Annotated in this window: 10 protein-coding genes; all 10 read right to left on the reverse strand. The window is 52.3% G+C overall.

Features of this window, described 5'->3' with window-relative positions:
- Window position 1: 1 nt before the first annotated feature.
- Complete coding sequence (locus tag JRI89_09780) at window positions 2–1,681, reverse strand: iron ABC transporter permease (GenBank protein ID MBW2071532.1); 1,680 nt, start codon at window positions 1,679–1,681, stop codon at window positions 2–4.
- Window positions 1,682–1,814: 133 nt separating this feature from the next.
- Window positions 1,815–2,861 carry an ABC transporter substrate-binding protein gene (locus tag JRI89_09785; protein ID MBW2071533.1) on the reverse strand — a complete coding sequence of 349 codons (1,047 nt, stop codon included), beginning with the start codon at window positions 2,859–2,861 and terminating at the stop codon, window positions 1,815–1,817.
- A 430-nt stretch (window positions 2,862–3,291) separates the two neighbouring features.
- A complete protein-coding gene (deoC, locus tag JRI89_09790; protein ID MBW2071534.1) occupies window positions 3,292–3,954 on the reverse strand; it encodes a deoxyribose-phosphate aldolase in 663 nt (220 codons plus the stop codon).
- Between the two features lie 336 nt (window positions 3,955–4,290).
- Window positions 4,291–5,070 (reverse strand): adenosylcobinamide-GDP ribazoletransferase, encoded by a 780-nt coding sequence (gene cobS / locus JRI89_09795; GenBank protein MBW2071535.1) that lies wholly within the window; start codon window positions 5,068–5,070, stop codon window positions 4,291–4,293.
- A 108-nt stretch (window positions 5,071–5,178) separates the two neighbouring features.
- On the reverse strand, window positions 5,179–5,697 hold the full coding sequence (cobU, locus tag JRI89_09800) for a bifunctional adenosylcobinamide kinase/adenosylcobinamide-phosphate guanylyltransferase (GenBank protein MBW2071536.1): 519 nt from the start codon (window positions 5,695–5,697) through the stop codon (window positions 5,179–5,181).
- Complete coding sequence (locus tag JRI89_09805; protein ID MBW2071537.1) at window positions 5,694–6,494, reverse strand: sugar phosphate isomerase/epimerase; 801 nt, start codon at window positions 6,492–6,494, stop codon at window positions 5,694–5,696. The genes cobU and JRI89_09805 overlap by 4 nt, the downstream gene beginning before the upstream one ends.
- Window positions 6,491–7,006 (reverse strand): cob(I)yrinic acid a,c-diamide adenosyltransferase, encoded by a 516-nt coding sequence (locus JRI89_09810; protein ID MBW2071538.1) that lies wholly within the window; start codon window positions 7,004–7,006, stop codon window positions 6,491–6,493. The genes JRI89_09805 and JRI89_09810 overlap by 4 nt, the downstream gene beginning before the upstream one ends.
- A gap of 95 nt (window positions 7,007–7,101) precedes the next feature.
- On the reverse strand, window positions 7,102–7,518 hold the full coding sequence (locus JRI89_09815) for a DUF1566 domain-containing protein (protein ID MBW2071539.1): 417 nt from the start codon (window positions 7,516–7,518) through the stop codon (window positions 7,102–7,104).
- A gap of 127 nt (window positions 7,519–7,645) precedes the next feature.
- The gene (locus JRI89_09820) at window positions 7,646–8,551 is read right to left on the reverse strand and encodes a hypothetical protein (GenBank protein ID MBW2071540.1); all 906 of its coding nucleotides are present in this window, start codon (window positions 8,549–8,551) and stop codon (window positions 7,646–7,648) included.
- A 478-nt stretch (window positions 8,552–9,029) separates the two neighbouring features.
- A partial coding sequence (locus JRI89_09825; GenBank protein MBW2071541.1) for an AsmA-like C-terminal region-containing protein occupies window positions 9,030–10,074 on the reverse strand: 1,045 nt, incomplete at its 5' end.

Genomic DNA, 10,074 nt, shown 5'->3' on the forward strand with positions numbered 1-10,074 from the left:
GTCACATACGAAACATGGAAGCAGTGGCTCCGGTTAATTTGTAGAGAAGCACAAGGAGTAAAATCACCATCGCCATAAGCAGGCTTGACATGGCAGCTGCCACGCCGAGAGAGCCGGCCTCAACAAAATTATAAATATCTACTGCCATGACTCGCCATTTGGGGGTGACGAGAAAGATGGTGGAAGTAAGTTCCGTGATCGCTCGAATAAAGGCAAAGGTGAGTCCAGCAATAAATGCAGGTTTCAACAGAGGAAGCACCACCCGGCGAAATGTGGTGAACCAGGTGGCCCCCAGGTCTGCGGAAGCCTCTTCCAGGACCACATCGATCTGCTTGAGAGTGGATACACCTGTTCTCAGACCGAAAGGCATTCGCCTGATTACATAATCAACGATGATAATGAGAGCAGTGCCGGTGAGTATCAATGGCGGTCTGTTAAAAGCTACTACAAAGCCGAGGCCCATCATGGTTCCTGGCACGGCATACGGCAGCATAGCCACAAAATCCATGGCCTTTCTGCCGGCAAAGTTCTGTCTTTCTATGAGGTAGGCTATGACAACTCCTACCAGGGCTGCGCCCAGTGCTCCCACCGATGACATCCAGAGGCTGTTGATGACAGAGCGGCCGGCATTTTCCAGCAAAAGGCGGTAGTGGTCCAGGGTGAACGAGTTGTCCACCCCCCAGACCTTGGCGAAGCCTCCGGCAAAAATCACCAGGTACTGCACGAGTACAATTACCGACATGAAAGCGAGAAAAGCAAAGAGCGGCCATTTTATCTTCGGCGGCGTGGGCCTTACGTCTGCGTGCGCAGGTGCGCCTGTGACCGTCACATAGGAGCGCTTTGATTTGTACACACTTTGCAGATAGAAGAGAACAAAAGAAGGAATGAGCAGGATGATACTGATGGTGGTTCCCATGCCCCAGTCCATGACCCCCAGGGTCTGCATGACTGCTTCAACGGCAAGCACAGATAGTCCGCCGCCCAGAAGGGCAGGCGCCCCGAAGGCACTCAGGTTGGTCATGAAAATGAGCAGGGTGGCTGCCATGAGGGCCGGGGTGATGAGCGGCAAGGTGATGGTGCGAAAAACTCTGAAGTCTCTAGCGCCAAGATCCTGAGCCGAATCCTCCAGGGATCTGTCAAAGCTGCTGAAGGAGGCCGAGGTCACCAGAAACGCCAGGGGAAATGTGGTAATTATCTGCGAGATTACCACGCCATGCCAGCCATAGATGATGAATTTGAAATGGAAAAATTTCTGCAAATAGATATTGATGAGACCAACGCGTCCGAGCAGCAAGATGAAGGCAAAGGCGTTCACAAAGGGTGGGGTGATCATGGGCAGGATTGCTGTTACCATGAAGAGTGGCTTCAAGGGAACTGTGCTTCTGGTGAGTGCATAGCCAAACAGTGTGCCCACAAAGAGAGCGCCGACAGTGGCGAAAATTGAAATGTAGAGGGTGTTGTAGAGAACGTTGCGAAAATAGGGATTGGTGAAGAAGTGGAGGTAATTGTTGAGACCGATAAACAGGCCGTTTTCGTCCAGGGCGCTCTGGCGGAATACCGAGTAGAGAGGATAGAGGACGAACCAGACCAGCATGATGAAACAGAAGATGACCAGAGAGAAGACAAGCGGCTCTCTGGTCAGTCTTCTTATTTCTCCAAGTTTTTCACTAATAATGTGCATCTAGCCTTACTGGGGCATGAGGGCATCATGCTCATACCCTCGCATGAGAAAAATGGGTTTTTTTCAGATATCATTATCGCTGACCGATGACAAACAGTAGAGTAAAATCGAGCCAGCTTTTCCAAAGGGGTCTCTACTTCTTCCTCGCCTTCCACTCGTAGATATTGAACTGCCCGATTATCTCCTTTTTATACTTGGCTCCCCACAGGTAGTCGTCGTTGAAAATGTTCAGTTCACTGAGGGGCACGGCCCCTTTTGGCCTGTCTACATCAGGTCGAACCGAATAGTTTCCCGTCTCCTTCGCCAGTTCCTGTGCTTCTTTTGAGAGCATAAAGTTGAGAAAAGCCTTGGCCCCCTCCGGATTGGGAGAGTTCGCCACCAGAGCTGTGCACGAAGGCTCGGCATAGATGGGACTCGGGAACACAGGAACAATTGGATAGCCCTCCTCCTGCAGCATGTAGACTCTATCGTAGAAGGTAATGCCCACAGGATACTCACCCCTGGCTACCATCTTGCTGGGAGCGCTGCCGCTCCTGGTATACTGGGCCACATTGGCCATGAGCTTTTTCAAATAACTCCAGCCGCCTTTTGATTCAATGCCTGTCTCACCGGGTTTCCGGTACATTTGCAAGATGGTGGTGACAAAGGCATAGGCTGTGCCCGAGGCTGCGGGATGGGGCATGACGATCTTCCCCTTCCACTTTGGATCCAGAAGATCCTCATAGTTTTTCGGAGGCGGCACATTCATTTCCTTGAGCAGTTTGCTGTTGTAGCAAAATACCAGAGGATACATGGTGGTTCCCATGATGTAGTCATCATTCGGATAGGTATAGCGTTTGAGCACATATTTGGCATTGGGGGGATTGTAGGGAGCAATCAAGCCCTGCTCCCTCGCCTTGACTAGATAGGCCGCTCTGACAGAATGCCAGACGTCAGCCTGGGGACGGGCTTTTTCCACCCGCAGCCGCGCGGCGATCTCTCCTGTGGAAATATTGATGCTCTCCGCTTTGATGCCGGTTTTCTCTTCAAAGAGTGCGGTAAATTTCTTCATGACCTTGTCTTTCCAGGGAGAGTAAATGAGGATTTTCCCCCCGGCGGTGGCATTCACCGGGCCCAGGATCGGCCACGAGAGCAATGCTGCCAGGGCCAGACACACAAAAACCCTTTTTTTTGTCCTCATGGTATCATCTCCTTTTCGCTAAGATTATGGTTAGGTGTAGGCTGCCCAAGCAAAAGCAAATTGCTTTCTCACCCCCCTTCTTTGCAGCCAATCTTCCCTCGAGTGGTTGCTCCGATCATAATCAGATACCGTTATTGCCAGCAGCATCAGTGTCCCTAAAAAGGGGCGCACCAAAGTATCTCGTTTACCAACATCGACTATGGTCTAATTGTGGGGCATTCCCCACTGGTTTCTTGGGCCTGGCCAATAGCAGAAGGTATACCACTAGGTTCAGGTTTTGTTCATCTCCAGGCGCTGTGGCGAGATCCGGCTTTGATATGATTTAAGATTTTACCTCTTTTTTCTTCCAGTCGGTAGCATTAATATCCAGCAGGCGAGCATTTTTGCCAGAAGATAGGAATACGGCCATCATTCCGCATTGTCTCTTTTGCTATCTTATTTGGTTAATAATTCCCACGCTGGCACTAGTTCCCAACCTGTTGGCCCCGGCCGCAATCATGTGCAGAGCATCCTCCAGGGTTTTGATGCCGCCGGCAGCCTTGACGCCAAAGTCGCTGCCAACTGTCTGGCGCAGCAGTTTCACATCCTCCACCGTGGCCCCGCCCACCGCAAAGCCTGTAGAGGTCTTGACAAAGGCTGCTCCTGCCTCCTTTGCAAGCAGACAACCTCTTCTTTTTTCTTCGTCCGTCAGATAGCAGATCTCGAGGATCACCTTCACCGGATTGCCGGTGGCAGCATCGACCACGGCGCGGATATCGGTGAGCACCGTCTCATCGTCCCCTTCTTTCAAGGCGTCAAGCCGCATGACCATATCGATTTCCCTGGCGCCCGACCTCACCGCCTCCCGGGTTTCCCTGGCCTTTGTCGCTGGAGAATGAGTTCCCAGCGGGAAGCCCACTACCGAGCATACCAGCACGTCCGCAGCGCGCAGGCAGCGCACCGCCTCCTCCACGTGGACAGGATTGACACACACCGCCTTGAAGCCGTAGCCCACGGCTTCGGAGCAGAGCCGCTGTATGTCTTGTCGACCGGCAAAGGGTTTGAGCAAAGAATGGTCTATCATTGCTGCCAGTTGCTGTGGAGTAATGTTCATATCTGTCTCCTTGGTCTAAAGATCATCCAATCAAGGACTATGCGGCTAAAACCTTAAAGAGGATTCCTGGGCCCGGGAGGAGAAAAATCCGAGGGAGAATCGACAGCCAGGCGGCAAATTTACCGGAGCCGTGAACAACCAACATGAGAGGGCTCCACCCTTTCCGCAAAGTCAGACTGAGGGACTATGGCATCGTCTATGAGATACAAGAAAGCCGCCTCGTGATTGTAGTCCTGACGATTGCCCTTCGCGACATTGGCTGTCGACGCTTGATTAGATAAATAGCCCCACCCCTATGTGGCCTTCTTGGGCCGCAGAGGTTCCGCTTTGCTGCAATCAATTGGCAAATATCTCCCAGCTGCTGTAGGTGGTGACTGTGGGGCCAAGCGCTGCCAGCAGCATGAAGAGAGCTGTTTCCACCAGCTCATTGGCAGCGCCAAGCATATCACCGCTGATGCCTCCGAGTCGCTTGCCGCACCAGCGGCCATATAGCCGGGAAACTGTGACTGCCACCGTGAACAAGACGACTCCAGGAGGACCAAAGACCACGGCGAGGACTAGAGTAAACCCGAGAGCACTATAGCGGTGTCGGCTGGTAGCAGCTTCCACAAAACTGCTGGCGGTGCCGCCTTCAGCCCGGGCATAGGGCAGCTGCACGGCCAGGTCCACCTGGATGGCACGCGCTATGGCAAAAATGAGCACGAGCCACAGGGTGGTCCCGCCGGCGACCATTCTTGCAAAAGCAAGCCATTTGAGAAGGAGTACCAGGGCCACCGCGATGGCTCCGAATACCCCCAGATGAGAATCCTTCATGATGGCGAGTCTTTCATGTTTGTCCCAGCTGCCGCCGATGGCGTCCACAAGATCAGCAAGGCCGTCTAGGTGAAGAGCGCGGGTAAGGACAATATGGGCTGCGACCATGAGGCCGGCAACTCCGGCAGGCCAGCCGTTGCCCGGAATAAGATTACCGAGCAGCCCAGCTGCCCAGAGACAGAGGCCGAGCAGGCAGCCTACCAGAGGAAAGTACGGCAGGGAAGCAGCCGGGTTCTCTGCCTCCCGGCCTGGGATCGGCAAAATGGTCAGAGTGCGGATGGCGGTGGTGAGCTCTGGTAGCATGGCGGATTCTTCATCTGATGGGGCAGCAGCATCTCTTATTTCGTAATGCAGCTGGCCGAAGCCTGTGGCGGATCGACCCCTTTATCTGCTTGACGATTATACTCGGACTCACCATTTGAGCCGCACAGGAATGCCGCTAACCAGGAAAAAGACCTCCTGGGCGCACCGGGCAAGGTGCTGATTTATTTTTCCGGCAAGATCGCGAAATTCTCTAGTTTTCCTGTCAGCAGGAACGATTCCCATGCCAACTTCATTGGTCACCACAATGAGGTGGCAGGGAGGCGCCTGTAACTGTTCCAAAAAGTCGTCAATTTCCCCTGAGCTCTCATTGCTGATGCGCTTTCTGTAGAACAGATTGCCGAGCCAGACAGTGATGCAATCTATAAGGGCCACCGAGGTGTTGGCAGGCATAGCCCTGAGTGCTGCAGCTGGGTCGAGCGGCTCTTCAATGAGAGTGAAGGAAGGGTCGCGCTCCAGCTGATGCCTGGCAATACGGCTGGCCATTTCGGGATCTGTTGGTTCCGCGGTGGCAATGAAGACTTTGTGGGCGTAGGGTGCTGCCAGGTGCAGGGCATAGCTGCTCTTGCCGCTTCTGCTGCCACCGGTAACAAGAACAAGACGACTCATGGGCAGAACTTCTCCACTACAGCACGAGATACCTGTAAATCTTGTTTGCTGAACACTTCCAGGGTGACCACTATGTCCCTGGCCTGGGCCAGGGAGAGCAGGCTGGAAAAGAGGGTGCTCATGATGTCATCCGGCGCTTCTCCAAGATCGCGGTGATCACGACCTGAGCGGATGCCATGCAGATGCACCACCCGGATGGATTTTCTGTAACGCTCGAGATAGCGCTGCAGAGGCTGCTTGTAGAGGATGACATGGCCCACATCGAGGCACACACTGAGGTGCAGACCATGGATAAGGTCTTCCACCAGATGAAAGGGATAATCGAGTGTTTCCACACAGATAAGTTCTGCAGAAACTCCATGGTCGACAATGGTGCCGATCGAGAGGCTCAGATTATGAAGCCATTGAGAAATATTGTGCTCAGGCAGGCCCTGGAAATGGACGATGTAGCCATGAGGCTTCAGTGGTGCAGTGGCAGTGATGGCCCGCAGACATTTGCCCACGGACTTGCTGCGGATGTCGGTGTCCAGGTCTCCGAGCTGGATATCCAGAGGAAGGTGAATCGTGTAGCTCAGGTCACACTGGTTGGCAATTGTTTTGAGTTGGCGAATTTCTTCCTGGCTGGGGTAGTTGGCCAACTCATCCGATTCAAAAAGAACAATTTCAATGTCGTCCACTTCAGAGGCGAGTTTGCAGACATTGGTGAGGATATCTGTTGGATAAATATATGATGTGGTGCCGAGTCGAAAGGGAAAACGTCGCGTTGCTGGGAAACTGCTGCTTACAGTCAAGGTCATTTTTCCACGCCGGTCCTGGCAGCTACTCCCTGTTGGAAGTAATGTTTGACTTCCTGCATTTCTGTAACGAGATCAGCTCTGGCTATCAGGGCAGGATGTGCGTGGCGGCCGGTAAAGACCAGTTCCACCTGCTGCGGCCGGAGGTCTACGAGTTCGATGAGTTGCTCCACACGCACAAGGCCAAGATGTGCAGCCACATTTGCTTCGTCGAGAATTACCAGCCGATAGGTGCCGGAAGTGAGGGCTTTGGTGACCTGCCCGAGGGCCGCTTGGGCCTGGTGACGATCCCTGTCAGAAGGTTCCCCCTGGATGAAGCCGGGTTTGCCGAAGGTCTCTATGGTGAGGAGATCTGAGAACCTGGCCAGGGCAAGGTGCTCACTGTACTGACCACTCTTGAGAAACTGCCCCAGATACACCTTCCAGCCAGCGCCGAGAGCGCGAATGGCCAGGCCTATGGCAGCGCAAGTCTTTCCCTTGCCATTGCCGGTATAGATATGGACATAGCCTATCATTTCAGGAGAGCCCTCATGGCAGTCAGTAAGCCGCACACTTACTGCGAAGACCAGCCTCTTTGAGGTGCCTGTCCTCTGGAGGGAGAGGTAACCTTTCAGGCTGCCTGGGACAAGCGCTGGCTCTCTTTCTTCATCTCTCCCCGAACAGCTCGCACCGAGTGATTGACGTAACTTTCTGGAAAGCGGTAGATGCCGCCGTAGAAATAGTCCACGTAGCAGGCAGTATGGTGCCCCCTGGTAGTGGCACTCCAGAAACAGCGCTGGTTGCCGAAAATGGGGTCGAGGTAGAGACGATGTTTGTTTTCTTCTGGAAGAAGAAGAGAGGACAGTTCTTCATTGTTCGGCAATCGCCAGTCTTCATAGCCAGCGAATTTGATCTTGTTGAGATAGCTGATAAAGCGCTGCGCTTCGGGCCAGGTAACCCGTTCGGGTGCCGGATCTTTCTGCCACATGAGACCCGTCTGGGTGTCAGTGACTGTGCCATTGCCGTTGTCCACAAATCTCTCTGACATCTAAACCTCCTTGATAGTCATCATCATAACCACGGGCAAACGTGCCAGATATTCAATCATAGGTAAGGGCTCACTTTTTCTCGACAGCTAGCGGCAGCAGGAGGTAGCCAGCTTGCTATATCAATAGCTACGAGCCAAAATATTTTAGTTGGAGGTTACTCAAGGTTTGCAGGTAATCTTCACTATAGAGGAGGTCATTGCGACTCTGAACACCACTGAACAAAATAGGCAGGAAAAAGCGAAGATCGATGCCCTCCTCATTGAGGCTGTGTTCATTTGCCTGGTGTACTGCCAGAACAGAATAGTACATGGTCAACAAGGCGATCTTCGAGTCCCGCCTGATCAGATAAGAATGCCCTCCCAGGGTCTGAAGAAAGAAGCCAGCATAGCGGTAAAGAAATTTGAGACTTTCGGCAGAATCGCCTAAATCACCACATTTACGTATGAGCCAGTGATAGAGCGTACCCATCAGAGGTTCGGCCAAATCTGCCTCTGAGTTTATTATGTCCCGGATCACGGCAATTTTTTTCTGCCGCAATAGCCGGAAAAAGAAAAAACTGTTTTGCAGAAGAATTGGCGCGCGATAGGCTTCGCCGCTGATGGTGGGCTTATGGCGATCCAGGCTGGCGAGTATGCCAGTAAAAAAGGGCCAGCTGTCCTGCGATATTCCATGAGTTTTGAGTGCTTGGTTGCCATCTAGATACCTGCAGAAACTGCGCAGGGTATCCTCAAGTTGCTGACAATCCAACCGTTGGGGTGAGCGTCCCTGGGCTATGGGTGAATTTGGCCCAAAGACCTCGGTGAACCTGGCGGTTGGAAGCAGCTGCTTCTGGGGCTGCTGTTGTTGAATAGGCTGCTTCTGGCTGAGCAACTTCTGCAACTCCTGGATGCGCTCAGTACACTTCTGCTGCTCCGCTACTACTGCCTTGCGGGTGAACCTTTCATAGATAGGATCCCACTTCCACCAGAGAATGGCGGCGAGGGCACCTACGATCAGAACCACAAATAGAAACGCTCCGCATCCTCTTTTCATAGTGTTTTCTCTAGATTTGTTGTTAGCTGTCAGTTAAAGAACAGTCGTTTCTACTTTCGCAGTTGCTTATCATTTTTTATGGCGAAAATCTACCCCGGATATGGTGGTATACTTTTTGTTTGTTTTCCTTTATTACAGAAAGAAGAGGGCTATCGCAAAACTTCTGCTTTGCAGAAACTGACAAGTTGCTTATATCATGACTATTTATAAGTCTGATTTGCTCGAGAATTTCTTCTAGGAAAAGGTGCCCTGAGTGTGCTAAAATAAGCTAACCCCGATAAGCCGCGTGGGTGACTCGGTCCCAGGAAGGCCAACCTATTACTCCGCTTACGCTTTTGGGTAAGGCCAGTTGAAATCCAGAAACAACTGGAAGGGACGCTAGGTGGCGGTGGACTGAGCGGCGCGAAGGTTTGTCGGGGCGCCTTTTTGTTGCCGGCTGGTATGGCAGGCTGGTTACCTGGCCATGTGGGCAAGGGTCTCATTCAACCAGTTTCTGTAAATCCTGGTTTATTTCTTGCTGCTGTTTTTCCCTGCCTGGTGGTTCGGGGACCACATTGGCTTGCGGTCTCTGCACACTTTCCTTCTCTGCTGCCTCTCTATGTTTTCTGAGCCACAATTCATTTATAGTGTAAACAGGCTTCTCCATTGTTCCAACAATCTCGACTGGCAGGGTTACAAAATTCTGGGGGTCTGTGATCTGGGGGAGAAGAGGTCTGATTTCCGTCAATTTTCCGGCATATTGCACAGGAAAACGCAGGTTCATCTCAAGAGCGAGCCTTCTATCAAGCAAGCTTGCAGTACCCCTGCCCTCACCACTGAGAACCGGGCCCTGCAGGATGAGGTCCTGGACTATAACCTGGCCCCTTCTTATAAGGAGTCGGGCAGTGACCCGTGGAAAGGCCAATTGTTGAAAATCTTCGCTTTGGAAAAACTCGACTAGTTGTTGCACTAGTGGGTGCCCGGTGAATAGCGCCTCTTCCAGAACAATATCTGCCTGAGAATTCAAATGAGCAACATCAGGGCTGCTGCCAGTGGCTGTTGCCTGCAAGGTCATATTTCCTGACATCGACTTGCTGAGATGAGGGGCAATATCCTTCATCATCTCATCCAACAGAACGTCTTTGACAGTCAGCTTCGTTTGGAAGGGAGGACCGATCTGTTTTAGATCAGCTCCTAGAGTCGAGTGAAGCTCTCCACCGTATACCCTGGCGTCGAGAGTGTCGATATCGAGCTTCCCCTTTTGCAGGGTGAAATGGCAGTTTACTTTGTTGGCAACGAATTTTTTGTAGTAGAGCCACTCAACGTTTATCGTTCCCACGGCGTCGAAACCTGGAGCCATACCTGTAGACCATACTGGCGCTGCCTCATGCAGAGGTGGCTCAGCTGGCTGCGATGGAGCGGTTTCTTCCGAAAGTGGCGTGCCAGTGGTGGAAGGAGGAAAAGATTCTTGCGTCAATGAATCTGCAGTTTCCTGGGTATCGAGCAGCTGTTCAGAGGTGGATTCGGAAGAAAAGACCTCAGTA

The sequence above is a fragment of the Deltaproteobacteria bacterium genome, from assembly GCA_019309045.1.
Lineage (GTDB): Bacteria > Desulfobacterota > Syntrophobacteria > BM002 > BM002 > JAFDGZ01.